This is a genomic window from Bacillus mexicanus (genome assembly GCF_050445615.1).
GTDB classification, from domain to species: Bacteria; Bacillota; Bacilli; order Bacillales; family Bacillaceae; genus Bacillus; species Bacillus mexicanus.
Map to the genome: position 1 here is coordinate 633,440 of NZ_JBCEYV010000002.1, position 18,215 is coordinate 651,654.

An 18,215-nucleotide genomic window follows, 5' to 3' on the forward strand; every position below is an offset into this window, starting at 1 on the left:
TTTGATCATGATTACATTTTTTCCGGAGCCGATACACCGATCAGCTGAAGCGCATTGTTCAGCGTAATTTGCGTTGCCTTCATTAAAGCCAGGCGCGCGCGGCTCTTCTCTTTATTTTCTGGATCGATGACTTTCTCCGCATTGTAGAAGCTGTGCAGAGCAGAAGCCAGATCATAAATATAGTTTGTGACACGGTGCGGAATTCGTTTTTCCGCCGCTTCTGCCACTGCCTCTGGGAAGCCGCCAATCGTTTTCAGCAGGTCATATTCTTTTTCTGATTGAATAACGCTGAAATCAAGATCCGCCGCCGGCTTAAGTCCCTGCTCTTCCCCTTGGCGGAGCATGCTGCAAATACGGGCATGTGCGTATTGCGCATAATAAACAGGATTTTCGTTAGATGTTGATACCGCAAGATCTAAGTCAAAATCCATATGCGTATCAGCGCTGCGCATCGCAAAGAAGTAACGCACGGCGTCCAAGCCGACTTCTTCAATCAGGTCGCGCATCGTTACCGCTTTACCCGTCCGTTTGCTCATTTTCATTTTCTCACCGTTTTTGTAAAGGTGAACGAGCTGAATGATTTCGACTTCAAGCGTCCCTTTTTCATAGCCAAGCGCTTCGATTGCCGCTTTCATACGCGGAATGTAGCCGTGGTGATCGGCTCCCCACACGTTGATCAGCTTATCAAAGCCGCGGTCAAGCTTGTCCTTATGGTATGCGATATCGGGCAGGAGGTACGTATACGTTCCGTCCTTCTTGATCAATACGCGGTCTTTATCATCGCCAAACGTTGTGGAGCGGAACCAAGTCGCACCGTCTTCGTCATAGACATGGCCTTTTTCGCGGATCGCTTCAAGCGCCTTGTCGATGTTTCCGTTTTCGTACAATGATGTTTCGGAATACCATACATCAAACGGCACACGGAAGTTTTCCAAGTCCTTGCGCAGTTTTTCCAGCTCGTATTTCAGGCCGTATTCACGGAAAAACGCAAGGCGTTCGCTCTCCTCTTCGTTGACGAAGCGGTCGCCGTATTCCTCAGCGAGACGTTTTCCAATCGCAATGATATCCTCGCCGCGATAGCCATCCTCCGGCATCGTTTTTTCTAAACCGAGCGCTTCAAAGTAACGAACTTCAACAGAAAGCGCCAAGTTGTTGATTTGGTTTCCGGCATCATTAATGTAATATTCACGGCTCACATCGTAGCCCGCTTTTGAAAGCACATTGCACAAAGAATCACCGACAGCCGCACCGCGGGCGTGGCCGAGGTGAAGGTCTCCCGTCGGATTCGCTGATACGAATTCAACCTGAACTCGTTCACCGTTTCCGATGTTCGTTTCTCCGTATGCTCCACCTGCTTCCAATACAGACGGAATCAGTTTCGTTAAATATTGATTGTTCATATAGAAATTGATAAAGCCCGGGCCGGCGATATCGAGCTTTTCAATCGAAGCCTTTCCTTTATCAAAATGAGCGACAATCTCTTCAGCGATTTGGCGCGGCGCTTTTTTTGCGATTCTTGCCAGCTGCATCGCCATATTTGTTGAATAATCACCATGTGTTTTATCTTTCGGTGTTTCTAAAACGACATCAGGAATCTGGCTTTCTTCAGCCAATCCCGCTTTCAGAACGGCCGCTTTGATTTCTTCTTTCAGCACGTCCTTCATTTGTTCCGCAATGTTCATGCGTGAGTTCCTCCCTCATACGTGATCGTCATATTATGTAAATGCTGCTGCTCGTCTCCGACATGCATGTCATATGCGATGCTGATTCGGCCTTTTTCTTCACCGAGATCAGATTGAATCGATTTTGTGCTTGTTTCCAGCTCAAGCTCACCAAATGACATTTTATATTTCGCAATTGTGGAAGCTCCCGTTATGAAACGCTGATTCATTTTAACAGCGCCTGACCTCATGATCAGAACTTCACCTTCGCTCACCTTCACAATCGTTTTTACTTTGCCTAAGTCGTGTTCCTCATAATAAGATAGATACACTTTTTGTTGTTTTACATAGTAAAATCCGGTGGTGCGGAATTCGATGACTTCCTCATTTCCGTCATCCTCGATCACAGACTTCACATGGAGTGTTATCGGTGTCTCTTGCTTCATTTTGACACGTCCTTTTCATCATTCCACTTTGACTTGAATAGTATAATCATTCAGTTTGTAAACTTCAACTGCTTCTATCTTACCATCATTGCTCATTAGATTTGAAGATAAACCTCATAAAAAGCAGTTCTTTAATAGAAGAGAAAATCAGATTACTGCATTGCCTTTAAGAAATATTGTATTTTTCTAAATTTTATCATTTGCAATTAATGTTTCATTCAAATAAATGTATAAAAATGGGTACTAGCAAAGCTCACTATGTCACTTCCGTTTTGTTATTTCTACACCTTTCTGCTCCCTCAAACACCAATAGGGCAGGTTTCAAAGCGTTTTTTTATTTTTTCAGACTCATGCGGTGTAACGAAAGAAAAAGATTGCGGTTTTTTTGCGCTTCTCTCAAGAATGAAAATGATAAAATATGACATATATAGAATAATGAAGGGAGGGATTTGCAAACGTGGCAGGTGTCATATCTTCTTCTTCCGTCGGAGAAAAGATTAACGAATGGTATATGTACATACGCCAATTCAGCATACCCGATGCAGAATACTTGCGAAGTGAAATCAAACAAGCGCTGGATCAAATGGAAGAAGACCAAGATCTTCATTTGTACTATTCACTGATGGAATTCCGGCACAACCTGATGCTTGAGTACCTTGAACCGCTAGAAAAAATGCGGATCGAGGAACAGCCCAGACTGTCTGAGCTGCTGGTTGAGATTGATAAAAAGCAGGCTCGTTTAACCGGAGTCCTTGATTATTACTTTAATTTCTTTAGGGGTATGTATGAGCTGGACCAACGGGAATATCTGTCTGCCATTAAATTTTTCAAAAAGGCCGAAAGCAAGTTACTATTCGTTAAGGATCGAATAGAGAAAGCTGAGTTTTTCTTTAAGATGTCTGAGTCTTATTACTATATGAAACAAACGTATTTTTCAATGGACTATGCGCGACAGGCATATGAAATATATAAAGAACATGAAGCTTACAATATAAGATTGCTTCAGTGTCACTCTTTATTTGCTACCAATTTCTTAGATTTAAAACAATATGAGGATGCTATATCACATTTTAAAAAAGCTTACTCCATGGCGGAAGCTGAGAATCAACCCCAATTGATGGGGAGAACCTTGTACAACATCGGGCTTTGCAAAAACAGTCAAAGCCAGTATGAAGATGCCATACCGTATTTCAAAAGAGCAATAGCTGTTTTTGAGGAATCGAATATTCTTCCTTCCCTGCCCCAAGCTTATTTTTTGATTACACAAATTCATTATAAATTAGGAAAATTGGATAAAGCTCATGCATATCATAGCAAGGGGATGGCTTATTCTCAAAAGACCCGAGATTCAATTTATTTATCAGAGTTTGAATTTTTGAAACATTTATACTTATCAGGCCCTGATGAAGAAGCAATTCAAAGATTCTTTGATTTTCTTGAAAGTAAAATGCTGTATGCTGATCTTGAGGATTTCGTTCTTGATGTGGCCAAGTATTATCATGAACGTGAAAATTTTCAAAAAGCTTCTACTTATTTCTTAAAAGTGGAGCAAGTAAGGCAACTTATTCAAGGAGGAGTGAACTTGTATGAAATTGAAGTCTAAACTATTACTCTCTTGTCTAGCCCTGAGCACTGTTTTTATCACAACGAATTTTGCAAATGCACCTACACAGCAAATTGAAGTTGCACAGCGAGGAATGATTTAATGCAAACAACCGGTATTTACTGGTTGTTTTTAAATTTAAAATATCAATTACTAAACTATTTTAAATTGGTTTTCCAATCCAGAAACATAATAAATAAGATAATTTTAATATTATAAATGAAAAACTTGTTTAATTTTCCTTTTTATTGAACTATTATATACAAGACTTAAGTTTAGTACAACTTCAATTGAAGCTTAAAAATGGAGGGTTAATTTTGAAAGTTCAATTCAAAAAAAGGATTAGTTTACTCATTATCATGTTTGGGCTTGCTGTTTCCTCACTGGGTGTTACACAGGTGGTTCATGCAAAAGCTAATACGAGCGATTCAAGGGTGCATTTTACTTTCACATGGTACAGCCATTACGACTATACAACTGCTCGAAGAAAACAAAATAGAAGCTACATGTATATGCGTCTTCTAAAGAAAGACGACGGGGGTAAATTTGATGTATGGGCTGAGGCAGATAAAAATGTTCACTCTGGCGGGCGCGACTGGCACAATGTATCCGGTGATGGAAATCATGAAGGAACAGTAAAACCGGGTCATACATACTTATTTTCCAACACTGCTGTTGAAAATTACGGGAGAGATGTACCTGTAAGATTTGGCGGCTTCAGCTACAGTGGTGATTCCTATCCTACTGATTGGAGTCCAGACAGCGTAAAACCTAAGGGAAATTACACAATCTATTAATACCTTTCTCTCAAAACCAAGCGATCTTACATATTTAATGTAAGATCGCTTTTTAAGGTAAAAATAATATCCACTCTTCCATATTTTTTATTAAAATAAAATTATCCAAAACTCACACAGAGTTTTAATAAAAAAACAGGAGCATTGCCCATGATTTCTTTCTTTTTAAAACGTTTATTAAAAAATAAAGAGATTTATTTCTCTTTATTCATTAGTATCATTCTTATGATCGTCAGTTATCTAGGTATTCTCTTCTTTCAGAAGAAGATCAATCTTCCTTATGAAATTCATAACTCACCGTTTTTATCGAATATTGCAGAAGGACATTCAACCTCAACTCAGCTTATCTGGATTCTCATTCTTCCGTTATTAGCCTCACTTCCAATGTCAGGTATGTACCGTGAAGATAAAAACACTGGATTTTTTATGAATGTCATAACAAAAACAACTAAAAAGAAATACTTCACAGTATTATTCGGGTTGAACTTTATAATTTCATTTTTCGTCATTATTTTACCATTATTATTAAATCTTTATTTGCTATCGATGACATATCCTTTGGTAAACCCAGACGGGATCGTCAATTACATGGACCCCATCGTTACAGGCGGAACAGACTTAGCAAATCTGTATTACGAACACTCATTAATATATACTCTTATCCTTTTTGCATTAAATGGGTTGTATGGAGCTGTTCTTTCTTCCATTGGATTGGCTTTATCATTTTTTATTAAAAAGAAATATTTTGTTTATATCATACCTTTCTTAATCAATTTAATAGGTTTTACTTTACTCAACAACCATTACAATCCACTGAAATATATCATTAATGATGGAGGATTCTTGAGTTTAGATAAGTTTATTTATTTGAACCTTGGAGTGCTCATTGCAACTATTTTACTTTATATGTGGGGAAAAAAACGCCGTGTTTTATTATAATACTTTAAAATCAACATTAAGAATGAAGTGGCCGGGTATCATCGCCGCTTTACTGCTGCAGTTAAGTGCTGTTTATTTCTTCTTTTATCAAGAAAATGGTAGTGGTGATGGTTTTGTACTGGGAAATATTTTTTCCTATTGGCATCTCGTTTCTATTTTATGCCCTGCTGCCGTGATATTTTCTGTTTTGATTTCCTCAGATTACTTTTCAATATATACTGTAATCCGAGTAAACAATGCACCTTATCTAACATTGGTATACCTGTTCAAAACTCTTTTATTTTCAGCAATATACGGTATTATCATTATGGGTGAATTGTATATTTTATGTATATTCAATAATACGGGGCTGTTGTATTTGACCCCTATATCCTTTATCACTCATGTGTTTGCATTTATTTTCATTTGTTATGTTGTTTCATTTACTTTACTGTATTTGAATCAAATCTTTGTAGTTTTTCTATTCATTCTTTTATTTTTGATTGATTACCTTGCATGTAATGGTATGCTCTTTTTAAACGGTTTTGTACTAGAATTTAGTGATTTGGCTGAATTATTATTGATTAGATTAGGGATTATGTTGTTATTATTCGGGATTTCTATTGAATCTATAAAGCGACGCAATTATTTACAGCAGGTTGAGGAGAAAGGAGCAAACTGATTGTCTTTTATGAATATGCTGAAACGTGATATTGTCATGCGTTTCACTGAAAGTAAGGTTACATACTTTGTCATTAGCTTAGCTATTGCCCTCCTTCTTTTATGCTTCCTCTGGGACAGCAATAAGACAGGACAGCTAAGCCATCAAAGTTTTTCCGACAGCCTGACCACACTATTTCATTCAATGAACTTCTTTGATATACATATCTTATATACACAGCATAGACTATCTATTCCTCTACAATGGATTAGTTTTCAAGTGCTGCCTTTGATGATTGTGGGTAATTTTATGTTTCGTGACATTCAAATTTCAGGAGCTTATATCCTCCCGAAACTCCCCAAAAAAGGAGTATTTGTATTCAGCAAACTTTTATCACTGTTTGTTCTGATTGTATCTATATGGTGTGTATGGCTTTTTATATACATTATGTTATTTATCTCATTTAAAGGCTTTACAGCAGAACTGAACAGCAAGGTAATATTATTTATGTTCATTCAAATAGTAGTTTCGTTTTTGTATGCAGTTATGCTGGAAACTTTAACTTTCATGATATCTTTTATATCAGCATTTATTATTATTGTTGCTTATGTTGTAATATCTATTTTTTTTCATAGTTCTTTATTCATTGCTTCATTTGCTATGGCTGGAAAGTGGGCTTTTATTGATTATTCACGCATGAACGTTAACTACTCAGATGGTCGTTTTTTTCATGCCTCCGACTTTTTATTAATTGCACTTATTTTCTGTGCAGTCTGTACTTTTATCAGCCTAGTTTTTATTAAAAAAACAGACATTTTAGGAGAGTAATTATGACATCGTATATCGAATGTAAAAATATGGTTAAAAAATTGAAAGGAAATCATGTGCTAGATGATATCAGTTTTTCAATACAAGAAAATGAATTTGTCGTGTTAAGAGGCCATAATGGATCCGGAAAGACAATGATTTTAAGAGCCATCGCTGGACTGTTAACATTAACAAAAGGCGCAGTTTCTGTTAACGGCCTCGTGATCGGAAAAGATATTGACTTCTCTGAGCATACAGGTCTGTTAATTGAATACCCAAGCTTCATCCCTGTCTATTCAGGATTTCAAAATCTGAAATTCCTTGCTTCAATTAAGAAAAAAGTATCTGAGGAAGAAATAAAAGAAGTAATACGAAAAGTTGGGTTAGACCCTGAAGATAAGCGTAAAGTCAAACGATACTCATTAGGAATGAAGCAACGCTTAGGAATTGCCCAAGCAATAATGGAGAAACCCAAATTACTTCTTTTAGATGAACCGACAAATGCCTTAGACAAAAAAGGGATTAATCTTATATTGGATATCCTAAAAACTGAAAAAGAAAACGGCACAACAATTGTAGTGGCTAGTCACGATGATACACTATGTGAAAATAGTGTTGTTGACAGAATTATTGATATTAATGAAGGTAAACTGGAGGATACAGATGAATAAGCGTTGGATTTTCCTTATTGTTTTATTAATAATAGTAGCATTCAGCTGTGTTCGTTTCTATACAGTGAACGCCCAAAATGATAAATACACTCCAAAAAATATTAATATTTCAGCAAACCAAACGATCGATACAGGAAAAGGAATAAGATACCACGCAATAAAACCATTAAAGCCGGTTAAATCATTTGATAAAGAAACAAATTCCATAAAATATATATACATTTTGTCTTTTAATGCTGAAAATACTTCTAATCATAAAATTGCTCTAGAGGATCTTTCACCGGACGGAAAAAACTTTTTATTTTTTGGTCAGTATCAATATAATAAACAATTGATGCCTTATAATTATGATTTACCGGATAAGTATCAATTCAATACAGAGATTCCATCAGGGAAAACTGTACAAGGATACGTAGGACTAAGTTTGTATCCCGATGAAAAAATAAATTATAAAAATTTTAATCCTGAATCATCAAACGTATCTGCTTATTATACTGTTATAGACGAAAAATCTAATAAAAGAATTTCTTATAAAATGACTTTAAATAATTAAAAGATAAAAAAGGGACTGAATATAATTCAGTTCCTTTTTTAAAAACTATTTCACAAACCCAAGCAGCATTTCACGGATGATTTTGCTGGCTGTGTTTGCCGTTTGTTCTGAGTGGTCATACACTGGTGCGACTTCCACTAAGTCGGCGCCCTTCACATTTACCTCCGAACGTGCGATTTCATGGACGGATGCTAGCAGTTCTTTAGATGTGATGCCGCCGGCGTCAACCGTTCCTGTTCCCGGCGCGTGTGCAGGGTCTAATACGTCAATGTCGATTGTGACATAAACCGGACGGCCCGCAAGTTTTGGAAGCACTTCCTTCAGCGGTTCAAGCACTTCAAATTTTGAGAGGTGCATGCCGTTTTCCTTCGCCCATTCAAACTCTTCCTTCATGCCGGAACGAATTCCAAATGAATATACATTTTGCGGTCCGATTAATTCTGCCGCTTTGCGGATCGGTGTGGAGTGAGAAAGCGGTTCTCCCTCATAATCAACACGAAGATCTGTATGTGCATCAAAATGGATAATCGCAAGGTCTGGATACTTCTTGTGCATCGCTTTTATGACAGGCCATGTCACGAGATGCTCCCCGCCCATGCCCATTGGGAATTTCCCTTTTTCTAAAATGCTGTCCACATATTCTTCAATCATATCAAGGCTTCTTTGCGGATTGCCGAACGGCAGCGGGATGTCGCCGGCGTCAAAGAAGTTCAGATCGGCTAGATCACGGTCTAAGTACGGGCTGTATTCTTCAAGGCCGATTGACACCTCGCGAATTCTGTTTGGACCAAAGCGTGAGCCCGGGCGATAACTGACCGTCCAGTCCATCGGCATGCCGTAAAGGATGGCATCCGCCTCTTCCCACTCGGGACGGCTCGCGATAAATACTTTTCCTGAATAAGCTTCATCAAATCTCATCTATAATATACCCTCGCTTTCCTGTAAAAAAGCGCAAGATTCGCTCCTGCGCTATATCACTATTATTTAATCAGGTCACTCACAAATTTCGGCAAAACAAATGCCGCTTTATGAATATCTTTTGTGTAATATTTTGTCTCAATATCGAAGAAACGGCTGTCTTCCACTGCAAGCGGATCATATTTTTTCGAACCGATTGTAAATGTCCACAAACCGCTCGGATATGTCGGAATGTTCGCCGTGTACAGCTTCGTAATCGGGAAGATTTCCTTCACGTCACGCTGTACATTGGTGATTAATTCAGGTGTAAACCAAGGGTTGTCAGTCTGAGCGACGAAAATGCCGTCTTCTTTCAGCGCTTTCGCGATTCCTGCGTAGAATCCTTTTGTAAACAGGTTTACAGCCGGTCCGACAGGTTCAGTTGAATCAACCATGATGACGTCGTATTGATTTTCAGATTTCGCAATGTGCATAAATCCGTCGTCTACCTGCACGTCAACGCGCGGGTCATCCAGTTTGCCTGCGATTGAAGGAAGGAACTTTTTAGAGTATTCGATAACCTTGCCATCGATATCAACAAGTGTCGCTTTTTTCACACTCGGATGCTTCAGAATTTCTCTAATGACGCCGCCGTCACCGCCGCCGACCACAAGCACGTGCTCTGGATTCGGGTGTGTGAATAATGGGACATGCGCCACCATTTCATGATAAACAAATTCGTCTTTTTCAGATGTCATAACCATGCCATCTAAAAACAGCATGTTGCCGAACTCTTCTGTTTCTACCATTTCTAAATGCTGAAACTCCGTTTGTTCTGTATGTAACGTTTTGTTAACCTTCATCGTAATGCCAAAATTTTTCGTTTGCTTCTCTGTGTACCAAAGTTCGCTCAATTGTCATCTCCCTTTCAAGGCTGTATTCATTTATTGTAAGCGTCTTATCAGCTTTTATTCCCGGTTGAAATCTCATTTTCACCTAAGGAAAAAGTATAGAGGATGGCGGGGAAAAAGTAAAGATGCGTCCCGTTTTGCGATGTTTAAAAACGATCTTTTTTTCTCATAATAGTAGAAACATAAAAAAAGGGGGAACCCGTTGTGGATGCCATGACAAATAAACGGCTGAGAATGACGCTGAAAACCGTTCGCGCCTTCATCTTTTTAGGCGCTTTTGCGGTCTTGGCGGCAGCGGCTGTGTTTATGACTGTCATTTTGATAGCCAAATACCAGGGCGCTCCCTCGGTGCAAGTGCCGCAATCCACGATTTTGTATGCGAATGACGGTTCAAAGCTGGGGGAAACGAATTATGGCGAAAAGCGCTATTGGGTTCCCTTACAGGACATGAACCCGACGATCGCAAAGGCGACAGTGGCGGTTGAAGACCAAAATTTCTATCATCACCACGGTTTTGATTATAAACGCATGGCTGGGGCGGCGCTTGCTGATTTGAAAGCATTTGCCAAGGTTCAGGGCGCAAGCACCATCACCCAGCAATATGCGAGAAACTTATACCTTGAACACGATAAAACGTGGAAACGAAAATGGAATGAGGCATTTTACACGATTCGTCTGGAGCAAAACTATTCTAAGGACGAGATATTAGAAGGCTATTTAAATACGATTTACTACGGGCACGGCGCCTACGGCATTGAAGCCGCTTCCCGCCTGTATTTCGAAAAGCATGCGAAAAACCTGACGGATGCAGAGGCGGCGCTTTTAGCGGGAATCCCAAAAGGCCCTTCCGGCTATTCTCCCTATGTTAATGAAGCAAAGGCTAAGGAGCGCCAGAAAACAATTGTGCGGATGATGGAAAAGCAGCGGATGATCAGTCATCGAAAAGCAGATGAACTGATCAAGGAACCCCTTTCCTATCAGCCTTTGAATAAACAAGTTTCCAAGAGAAAGGCTCCTTATTTCTATGACAATGCGATGAGAGAGCTGGAGAAAAAGCTCGGCATGACCAGGGAGCAAATTGAAACGAGCGGGTTAAATGTCTATACAACGGTAGATAAACGGATGCAGCGAATCGCCGAGAAGACCATTGCCGAAACTGTCAACGCTGGCTCTGACATTCAAGTCGGTTTTTCAGCCATTGATCCCCGCTCAGGTAACGTTCTCGCCCTTGTCGGCGGCAGGGATTATCAAAAAAGCCCATTTGACCGGACGACACAGGCGAAACGCCAGCCTGCATCGACGATCAAGCCGTTACTGTACTATAAAGCGATTCAGAGCGGGTTTACGCCCGTCACCTTGATGAAAAGCGAAGAAACCGAGTTCCAAATTGATGCGAAGGGAGAAACCTATTCTCCAAGCAACTATAACGGATACTACGCAAACAAACCGATTACGCTTCTGCAGGCGCTGGCGCTTTCTGACAACATTTACGCTGTGAAAACACATCTCTTTCTCGGCACGAACAAGCTTGTACAGGCAGCAAAGGAATTCGGCATCACCGCCCATCTTCAAGCATTGCCGTCGCTGGCGCTCGGCACCGAACCCGTGCGCCCGATTGAAATGGTCAACGCCTACGCTATGCTTGCAAATGGAGGAAAGCAAATCGAACCGATCTTCATTTCAAGAGTCACGGACGCGGCTGGACATGTGCTGTACGAAAATTCAAATCAGCGGAAACAGATGCTCGATGAAAAAGCTGCTTTTGTCACAGCGAATATGATGACAGGCATGTTTGATACTGATTTAAACGGCTATACCTCGGTAACCGGACGAACGATAGCCAACCGCCTGACAAGGACATATGCCGGAAAATCAGGAACGACAAGCGCAGACAGCTGGATGATCGGCTTCAATCCGAAACTGACCGCAGGGGTTTGGACAGGCTATGACAAAAACAACACTATCGACTCGGTCGAAGAAAAAAGCTACGCCAAAACGATTTGGGCGGACTTTATGGAAGATGCGCTCAAAGGTGAACCAGAAACGGCATTCAAACCGCCAAAAGGCGTAACCGGCGTATACATTGATCCAACAACAGGCTACACATCCGGTCCAGGATGCGCAGCCAAGCATTACACGTATTTTGTAAAAGGAACCGAACCGGCAAACGTGTGCTATGGGGCAGAACCCGCTAAACAAATAAAAGACCGGCCAGTCAAAGAAAAGCCCGCTTCCGAGAAAAAGTGGTGGGACAAATGGCTGGGACGGAATCATTAAAAATAACCCGGCTCCTCGGAGACCGGGTTATTCGTATGGTTGATCTCAATGACCCATGGAAGAAGCGTAACTCAATCAAGCTGAATAATTGGCTTCGGGAAACCCTTAGGAATATAAATTTGGTGTTGCGGCACTGAAAATGAAATATGCCAGGAAAAATCAATCCTTTTCGGGTTTAATTCTTCTTTCCCCTCAACAATACTGCCTACTATAAAATAACTCGCTATATAAAAGTGCAAATGACCTTTTATCCCATGGTAATTTATGTCTGTACATTTGGCTGGAAAGAGACCTAAGCTCTCTAATACTTGAGCTTTTTGAACCGGCAGTTCATTCACTGCCTCATAGTAGTTAAGACAGTTACCGCATTCACACATATCCTCTATATCTTTCTCATACTGCTTTCTCGTTTCTTCCACGTCGGCTTTTATGACCCAATCGCCGACTCGAATGGTTTCGTACATCATATCCCCCTAAAAATGAAAAACCCCGAGTCTTGTTTCGGCTCGGGATTTTCCATATCCTATTTCTGTATCACCAGTTTACTCACTGTTTACAATAAATAGTTCAAATATTCTAATAGTTCACATAAAGTTCACAAATTAGTTATCTTCCGGAAGCAGCCCTGTTTTTAATTCATCTGCAGACCGGTCCCATAGGCCCTGATCATGATTTTTCAAAAACTCGCCGAGCACACGCTTTGAGCTGTCGTCCATATTATCAATCATAATGTTCCGTTTCATGGATTTATCCATCAGATTCACATGCTCAGGCAGCGATTTGTAGCCTCTTCTGATGCTTCTGTCGACCGTCAGTTCACAGGCTGTCACCCCTGCGTAATAAGGCCCCTCTTCTCTTCTGTCAATCGTCACCCATACGAGCCAGTATGGTTTGCCATTTGGAACTTCTTCTTTATTCGGCAGAAATTTAATTCCTTTTTCAACAGTGCTGCGGGCGTGCATCGCACCAATGTCCACGAACGCTTCTTTTTCCTCTACATCGACGAATACGGGGGAAATGTTATCAAGGCTGAGTGCCCCTACACCGAAACCGCCGTGTCCGTCTGTCGGATCACTTTTGATAATATTAAATCCGATTGACTTTTTCTTTTTTTCTTCCATGAGTTCACCCTCCTACAAAAGCGGTTGAAAAATTGCTGAAAACAGCTTTAAAATCTGATTTCTTCCTGCATTAAGCAGCGGCCAAAGCACGTAAGAACCGAGCGGTGTCACGAACAAAACCAAAAAGACGATAAAGCCGTAGTTCTCTGCCTGCGTCATCTTGGCACGCACCCCCGGCGGTACGAGATCTTCGATAATCCGATAGCCATCGAGCGGCGGCAGCGGCAGCAGATTAAATAAACACAACACAAGATTCAGCTGTATCCAAATGGAAAAGAACTGATCAAGTCCCGTGCTGAATGCCGCAAGCGTCTCCATTCCGTATACATGCATCAACACTAACAAAAAGAAACCGATAAACGCAAGAATCAGGTTACTGACAGGCCCGGCAACTGACACGAGTACGCCGGCGAGCCGCGGCTTCTTAAAGAAGCGGCGATTCACGGGAATAGGACGCGCCCATCCGAAGCCGGCCACCAAAATCAAGATGGTTCCGAACGGATCAAGATGCTTAATCGGATTGAGCGTCAGTCTCCCTTGTTTTTTCGCCGTATCGTCACCGAATTTGTATGCGACATAAGCATGAGCAAGCTCGTGTATCGTAAATGACACGATTAACGTGATGACGAGGTATGGCATTAAAGATAACGGATAATATAAAAAACGGTCCAAATGAAATATCCCTCTTTCTAAAAATGCAAGAATTTACTTTATTCAGTATACTATAAGAAGCCTCTTTTTCTAAAGAGAGGAAACGAGATAAAGGAGGATTGGGCACCCATGCCATACGTAACCGTCAAAATGCTTGAAGGCCGTACAGACGAGCAAAAGCGCAACCTTGTCGAGAAAGTAACAGAAGCCGTAAAGGAAACAACCGGTGCTTCTGAAGAAAAAATTGTTGTGTTTATAGAAGAAATGAGAAAAGACCATTACGCCGTCGCAGGCAAACGCCTGAGCGATATGGAGTAACCTCTAAAGCCGGCGCTTCGCGCACCGGCTTTTTTAACTCCTATTGGGTCAGCTTCTCAATAATCACAAGCAACGACTTTTTCTCTTCGGCTGTCAAACGTTCAAACATGCCGTCAATCAGCTGCTGGCGGTTGTCGATCATTTGTTCAGCCGCTCTCCGGCCCGATTCAGAAAGCGCAATCCATACAGTGCGGCGGTCATCGTTATTTCTGGATCTCTTAATAAACCCCTCCTGCTCTAAATGATTCAGAGCGGTGGTTGTGGCAGAGGGAGAAAGTGTGACCTCCTTCAGAATATCCTTTATGGTGCAGTTGCCATGCCTGTATATGATCCGCAGAATAAATCCTCTTATATTATTCACGCGTTTCGGAACGGTTTCTTCATCTAATTGCTTCGTGCTTTTCAAATATTTTGTCAGTGCGTGATCCAGCAAATTTGCTTCCAGTTTGTCATGGTCCATGTCAATTTCCCCATTTCAAGATGCAATTCATAACATACGAACGATATGATTTACTTATTATTTTACTGATTCCTGATGGGGAAAGTCAAAAAAGCAAAATGAGAATTCACAGCTTTTTTCCTAGATATTTCGATATTTCACCTGTTTGACAAGTTTATTTTTAAAAGCCTGAAAAAGAACGTGTTCATTCTGCTGGTCTCCAAATTGACGGACATTTACCGCGCCTTCCTGCTCTTCACGATCTCCAAGCACTAGCACGTAAGGGACTTTCTGCACCTGCGACTCTCTGACTTTGTAGCCGAGCTTCTCATTGCGCTCATCAATGTCTGCCCTTATTCCCAGCTGTTTCAGCTCTGCCTGCACCTTTCTGCAATAGGCCAAGTGAACATGTGAAACCGGTATGATTTGAACCTGGACCGGTGCGAGCCAGACTGGGAAAGCTCCGCCGAAATGCTCGATCAAAATGCCGAAGAAACGGTCGATTGAGCCGAATACCGCTCTGTGGATGACAACAGGACGAACCTTCTCATTGTGTTCATTGATATAAGTTAAATCAAATTTTTCAGGCATTTGAAAATCAAGCTGAATTGTCGCGCATTGATGGCTCCGTTTCAAGGCATCTTTTATGTGAAAATCAATTTTCGGCCCGTAAAACGCTCCATCGCCTTCATTCACCTCATAAGGCAGGCCAAGCTCCTTAAGAACGTGTGCCAAGGCACGTTCGGACACTTCCCAAAGGCTGTCATCGCCTAATGAGTCATCAGGACGAGTCGAAAGCTCAACTGAATAGTCGAATCCGAATGTACGATATACCTCATCAATCAGCCGGATCGCTTCTTTGATCTCACTCTCAATCTGATCCTCCCGAACGAAGATATGGGCGTCATCCTGGCAGAACGTCCGGACGCGAAGCATTCCGTTTAAAGCGCCGCTGTATTCGTGGCGATGCACCTGTCCGAACTCCGCCATCCGAATCGGCAGATCCCGATAAGAATACAGACTGTTTTTAAAGATGAGCATATGGCCGGGACAATTCATCGGCTTCATTGCGAATCTTGTATCATCAACTTCTGAAAAATACATATTGTCGCGATAATGATCCCAGTGGCCTGACTGCTCCCATAACCGCTGATTCATCATAAACGGCGTACGCACCTCATCGTAGCCGGCCTTTGTTTGCAGCTCACGCGAGAAGCGTTCCAGCTCATTGCGGACAATCTGCCCTTTCGGCAAATAAAACGGCATCCCCGGCGCTTCCTCAGAAAACATAAACAGCTCTAATTGTTTGCCCAGCTTGCGGTGGTCTCGTTTTGCCGCTTCTTCCAGCATATGAAGATGTGCATCGAGATTTTTTTTCTTTTGAAACGCAACCCCGTACACCCGCTGCAGGACTTCATTTTCGCTGTTTCCGCGCCAATACGCGCCCGATACTCTTGTCAGTTTGAACGCTTTGATCCTTCCTGTAGAAGGAAGATGCGGCCCGCGGCACAGGTCAACGAATTCTCCCTGCTGGTACAGCGTGATAGCCTCCCCGCGCGGTATATCGTTCAAAATCTCCAGCTTAAACGGTTCGCCTTTTTCAGCAAACAGCGCTTTTGCCTCTTCGTAAGAAACCTCAATTCGCTTGATTTCCAGATTCTCAGCTGTAATGTTCTTCATTTCTTTTTCGATGGCCTCTAAGTCTCCTGATGTCAAGCTTTGCTCCAGCTTCATGTCATAGTAGAAGCCGTCTTCTATCACAGGCCCCACCCCCAATGACACTTCGCCGTAAAGCCGTTTCACCGCTTGAGCCAGCACGTGCGCCGTTGTGTGGCGAAGCACCTGTAAGCCTTCTTGTGAATCAAGTGTGACAATCGAAAGCTCGGCATCCTCCTCCAGCCTGAAGCTGAGATCAACGAGCCTGCCGTTGACCCGTCCCGCAGCCGCCTTCTTTTCCAGACTGGAGCTGATAGCACCAGCCGCTTCCTTAATTGTGACGCCTTTCCGATATTCTTTTATTTGTCCGTCTGGAAGCTGAATGTGTACATAGTTACTCATTTTAAACACTCCTTCATTATTTTTGTATAAAAAAACACACCCATCCCTCTAAAAGGGACGAGTGTGTGATTAACCCGTGGTTCCACCCAAATTCCCGACAAACGCTATGTTTATCGGCTTGGTGCTGTAACGCAGCATAGACGGCATTGGATACTGTAGTTCCCCAATGCTGCTCCAAGGCGGTAAATGATCGTCCTAAGCTGGGAAGCTCCCACCTTTTCTTCCCTCTCTGAAAACCGTAACGATCATTCATATCCTTTTCTTCGCATGTATTCAAATATAAAAAAACACACCCATCCCTCTAAAAGGGACGAGTGTGTGATTAACCCGTGGTTCCACCCAAATTCCCGACAAACGCTATGTTTATCGGCTCGGTGCTGTAACGCAGCATAGACGGCATTGGATATTGTAGTTCCCCAATGCTGCTCCAAGGCGGTAAATGATCGTCCTAAGCTGGGAAGCTCTCACCTTTTCTTCCCTCTCTGAAAACCGTAACGATCATTCATGTCCTTTTCATCGCATGTATTCAAATACAAAAAAACACATCCATCCCTGTAAAAGGGACGAATGTGTTTATCATCCGTGGTTCCACCCAAATTCCCGATCAACACACATGGTGTATCGGCTTTAAGGTGCTGTAACGCAGCATAACGGTATCAGATACTTCTATTTCCCCGATACGGCTCAAAGGCGGTAAGCTGCTTTCCCTGCGTTAGGAAGATCTCAGCTGTTCTTCCCTCTCTGGAAACCGTAAAAAGCATCTCATGTCCTTATCAGTGCCTATATACATTACTTATTGTTTGATCATTTCATATATCTTACAATATATTTTTTTAAACAGCAATCTTATTTTGTAAAAAAAAAGCAAAAGAAACCGATCATTTCTTTTGCTTGCATCATTAACAAATCTGCTTCAGTTCCTCTATGTATTGAAGCGCTTCGTCATATTCTTCATTTGTATATTTTTGCTTACTTTTAATCGTGAAGACTTTTTCTTTCTTTTCCTCAGCCTCAAGTCCATCAAAGTAAAGGATCGTGGAAACCAACTCTAAAAACCGAGATGAACGGCTGTTTACATTGTCGATATACCCTTTGATATCCGGCATATCCAGATCAGCATGGTCTAAAAACGCGGAGCCTGTCTCAGTCAGCGAATAACGGTATTGAAAGTAGCCGCCCTTTTTTTCCTTCACCTCATGCAGAAATCCAAGGTTGCACAGCTCTTCAATCTGGAGCGTCAGTTCCTCTGAATACGGTCCGTAAAAGTGAAAATCATATTTCTCATAGAAAGGAAACTGCATTTTTTTTGCGATATAAATCATTTTCTGCAGCTTCTTCCGCCCGATGATTTCTCCAGAATCCGAGAACACCTTCATCAGTTTTGCATGTTCTTTCAACAAATTCCCGACATCTCCTTTTTCCTTCT

At 41.6% G+C, this 18,215-nt stretch carries 20 protein-coding genes and 3 other annotated features; of the genes, 10 read left to right on the forward strand and 10 right to left on the reverse strand.

The window, feature by feature from the left end:
- Positions 1–11: 11 nt before the first annotated feature.
- Both argS and AAGG74_RS12855 read right to left on the reverse strand, forming a co-directional pair.
- Positions 12–1,682: an arginine--tRNA ligase gene (argS, locus tag AAGG74_RS12850; RefSeq protein ID WP_429675733.1), complete on the reverse strand. Its 1,671-nt coding sequence runs from the start codon at positions 1,680–1,682 to the stop codon at positions 12–14.
- The gene (locus AAGG74_RS12855) at positions 1,679–2,107 is read right to left on the reverse strand and encodes a YwiB family protein (protein ID WP_016937596.1); all 429 of its coding nucleotides are present in this window, start codon (positions 2,105–2,107) and stop codon (positions 1,679–1,681) included. Before AAGG74_RS12855 ends, argS begins: the two co-directional genes overlap by 4 nt.
- Positions 2,108–2,564: 457 nt before the next feature.
- Here AAGG74_RS12855 and AAGG74_RS12860 point away from each other — a divergent pair, with 457 nt between their 5' ends.
- From AAGG74_RS12860 to AAGG74_RS12895, 8 genes are all read left to right on the forward strand, one after another.
- A complete protein-coding gene (locus tag AAGG74_RS12860) occupies positions 2,565–3,710 on the forward strand; it encodes a response regulator aspartate phosphatase (protein ID WP_429675734.1) in 1,146 nt (381 codons plus the stop codon).
- Positions 3,694–3,813: a PhrC/PhrF family phosphatase-inhibitory pheromone gene (locus AAGG74_RS12865; protein WP_429675735.1), complete on the forward strand. Its 120-nt coding sequence runs from the start codon at positions 3,694–3,696 to the stop codon at positions 3,811–3,813. Before AAGG74_RS12860 ends, AAGG74_RS12865 begins: the two co-directional genes overlap by 17 nt.
- 214 nt (positions 3,814–4,027) lie before the next feature.
- Positions 4,028–4,507, forward strand: coding sequence for a DUF2712 domain-containing protein (locus AAGG74_RS12870; RefSeq protein ID WP_429675736.1), 480 nt, complete (start codon positions 4,028–4,030; stop codon positions 4,505–4,507).
- 150 nt (positions 4,508–4,657) lie between these two features.
- On the forward strand, positions 4,658–5,446 hold the full coding sequence (locus tag AAGG74_RS12875) for a hypothetical protein (RefSeq protein WP_429675737.1): 789 nt from the start codon (positions 4,658–4,660) through the stop codon (positions 5,444–5,446).
- Positions 5,433–6,107: a hypothetical protein gene (locus tag AAGG74_RS12880; protein ID WP_429675738.1), complete on the forward strand. Its 675-nt coding sequence runs from the start codon at positions 5,433–5,435 to the stop codon at positions 6,105–6,107. Before AAGG74_RS12875 ends, AAGG74_RS12880 begins: the two co-directional genes overlap by 14 nt.
- Before the next feature lie 9 nt (positions 6,108–6,116).
- On the forward strand, positions 6,117–6,914 hold the full coding sequence (locus tag AAGG74_RS12885; RefSeq protein WP_429675909.1) for a hypothetical protein: 798 nt from the start codon (positions 6,117–6,119) through the stop codon (positions 6,912–6,914).
- Positions 6,915–6,916: 2 nt separating this feature from the next.
- Complete coding sequence (locus tag AAGG74_RS12890) at positions 6,917–7,564, forward strand: ABC transporter ATP-binding protein (protein ID WP_429675739.1); 648 nt, start codon at positions 6,917–6,919, stop codon at positions 7,562–7,564.
- Complete coding sequence (locus AAGG74_RS12895) at positions 7,557–8,117, forward strand: hypothetical protein (RefSeq protein WP_429675740.1); 561 nt, start codon at positions 7,557–7,559, stop codon at positions 8,115–8,117. Before AAGG74_RS12890 ends, AAGG74_RS12895 begins: the two co-directional genes overlap by 8 nt.
- Positions 8,118–8,162: 45 nt before the next feature.
- Here AAGG74_RS12895 and speB read toward each other — a convergent pair whose 3' ends face one another.
- Both speB and speE read right to left on the reverse strand, forming a co-directional pair.
- Positions 8,163–9,035 carry an agmatinase gene (gene speB, locus AAGG74_RS12900; RefSeq protein ID WP_429675741.1) on the reverse strand — a complete coding sequence of 291 codons (873 nt, stop codon included), beginning with the start codon at positions 9,033–9,035 and terminating at the stop codon, positions 8,163–8,165.
- A gap of 62 nt (positions 9,036–9,097) precedes the next feature.
- Entirely contained in the window at positions 9,098–9,928 is an 831-nt protein-coding gene (gene speE / locus AAGG74_RS12905) for a spermidine synthase (RefSeq protein ID WP_003227543.1), read from the reverse strand.
- A gap of 201 nt (positions 9,929–10,129) precedes the next feature.
- Here speE and AAGG74_RS12910 point away from each other — a divergent pair, with 201 nt between their 5' ends.
- Entirely contained in the window at positions 10,130–12,202 is a 2,073-nt protein-coding gene (locus tag AAGG74_RS12910; protein ID WP_429675742.1) for a transglycosylase domain-containing protein, read from the forward strand.
- 71 nt (positions 12,203–12,273) lie between these two features.
- On the opposite strand, the gene AAGG74_RS12915 is transcribed toward AAGG74_RS12910, so the two are convergent.
- The 3 genes from AAGG74_RS12915 to AAGG74_RS12925 all read right to left on the reverse strand — a co-directional run bounded on the left by AAGG74_RS12915 (position 12,274) and on the right by AAGG74_RS12925 (position 13,995).
- Positions 12,274–12,666: a hypothetical protein gene (locus tag AAGG74_RS12915; RefSeq protein ID WP_429675743.1), complete on the reverse strand. Its 393-nt coding sequence runs from the start codon at positions 12,664–12,666 to the stop codon at positions 12,274–12,276.
- A 138-nt stretch (positions 12,667–12,804) separates the two neighbouring features.
- Positions 12,805–13,323 (reverse strand): YwhD family protein, encoded by a 519-nt coding sequence (locus AAGG74_RS12920; RefSeq protein WP_162103804.1) that lies wholly within the window; start codon positions 13,321–13,323, stop codon positions 12,805–12,807.
- A gap of 12 nt (positions 13,324–13,335) precedes the next feature.
- Positions 13,336–13,995: a site-2 protease family protein gene (locus tag AAGG74_RS12925; RefSeq protein WP_162103803.1), complete on the reverse strand. Its 660-nt coding sequence runs from the start codon at positions 13,993–13,995 to the stop codon at positions 13,336–13,338.
- Between the two features lie 108 nt (positions 13,996–14,103).
- Here AAGG74_RS12925 and thmT point away from each other — a divergent pair, with 108 nt between their 5' ends.
- Positions 14,104–14,292 carry a 2-hydroxymuconate tautomerase gene (thmT, locus tag AAGG74_RS12930; RefSeq protein ID WP_003222038.1) on the forward strand — a complete coding sequence of 63 codons (189 nt, stop codon included), beginning with the start codon at positions 14,104–14,106 and terminating at the stop codon, positions 14,290–14,292.
- A 40-nt stretch (positions 14,293–14,332) separates the two neighbouring features.
- Here thmT and AAGG74_RS12935 read toward each other — a convergent pair whose 3' ends face one another.
- The 3 genes from AAGG74_RS12935 to AAGG74_RS12945 all read right to left on the reverse strand — a co-directional run bounded on the left by AAGG74_RS12935 (position 14,333) and on the right by AAGG74_RS12945 (position 18,189).
- Positions 14,333–14,752 (reverse strand): MarR family transcriptional regulator, encoded by a 420-nt coding sequence (locus tag AAGG74_RS12935; protein WP_162103802.1) that lies wholly within the window; start codon positions 14,750–14,752, stop codon positions 14,333–14,335.
- 120 nt (positions 14,753–14,872) lie between these two features.
- On the reverse strand, positions 14,873–16,789 hold the full coding sequence (thrS, locus tag AAGG74_RS12940; RefSeq protein ID WP_429675744.1) for a threonine--tRNA ligase: 1,917 nt from the start codon (positions 16,787–16,789) through the stop codon (positions 14,873–14,875).
- A 50-nt stretch (positions 16,790–16,839) separates the two neighbouring features.
- Positions 16,840–17,062 (reverse strand) — a binding site (T-box leader).
- 30 nt (positions 17,063–17,092) lie between these two features.
- Positions 17,093–17,315 (reverse strand) — a binding site (T-box leader).
- A gap of 30 nt (positions 17,316–17,345) precedes the next feature.
- Positions 17,346–17,575 (reverse strand) — a binding site (T-box leader).
- Between the two features lie 113 nt (positions 17,576–17,688).
- Positions 17,689–18,189, reverse strand: coding sequence for a YwgA family protein (locus AAGG74_RS12945; RefSeq protein ID WP_162103800.1), 501 nt, complete (start codon positions 18,187–18,189; stop codon positions 17,689–17,691).
- Positions 18,190–18,215: the final 26 nt, after the last annotated feature.

Bases quoted from the DNA above. Each gene is read 5' to 3' on its own strand.
- argS (WP_429675733.1), bottom strand. From the start codon at position 1,682: ATGAACATTGCGGAACAAATGAAGGACGTGCTGAAAGAAGAAATCAAA.
- AAGG74_RS12855 (WP_016937596.1), bottom strand. From the start codon at position 2,107: ATGAAGCAAGAGACACCGATAACACTCCATGTGAAGTCTGTGATCGAG.
- AAGG74_RS12865 (WP_429675735.1), top strand. From the start codon at position 3,694: ATGAAATTGAAGTCTAAACTATTACTCTCTTGTCTAGCCCTGAGCACT.
- AAGG74_RS12875 (WP_429675737.1), top strand. From the start codon at position 4,658: ATGATTTCTTTCTTTTTAAAACGTTTATTAAAAAATAAAGAGATTTAT.
- AAGG74_RS12885 (WP_429675909.1), top strand. From the start codon at position 6,117: ATGAATATGCTGAAACGTGATATTGTCATGCGTTTCACTGAAAGTAAG.
- AAGG74_RS12890 (WP_429675739.1), top strand. From the start codon at position 6,917: ATGACATCGTATATCGAATGTAAAAATATGGTTAAAAAATTGAAAGGA.
- AAGG74_RS12895 (WP_429675740.1), top strand. From the start codon at position 7,557: ATGAATAAGCGTTGGATTTTCCTTATTGTTTTATTAATAATAGTAGCA.
- speB (WP_429675741.1), bottom strand. From the start codon at position 9,035: ATGAGATTTGATGAAGCTTATTCAGGAAAAGTATTTATCGCGAGCCGT.
- AAGG74_RS12915 (WP_429675743.1), bottom strand. From the start codon at position 12,666: ATGTACGAAACCATTCGAGTCGGCGATTGGGTCATAAAAGCCGACGTG.
- AAGG74_RS12920 (WP_162103804.1), bottom strand. From the start codon at position 13,323: ATGGAAGAAAAAAAGAAAAAGTCAATCGGATTTAATATTATCAAAAGT.
- thmT (WP_003222038.1), top strand. From the start codon at position 14,104: ATGCCATACGTAACCGTCAAAATGCTTGAAGGCCGTACAGACGAGCAA.
- AAGG74_RS12935 (WP_162103802.1), bottom strand. From the start codon at position 14,752: ATGGACCATGACAAACTGGAAGCAAATTTGCTGGATCACGCACTGACA.
- thrS (WP_429675744.1), bottom strand. From the start codon at position 16,789: ATGAGTAACTATGTACACATTCAGCTTCCAGACGGACAAATAAAAGAA.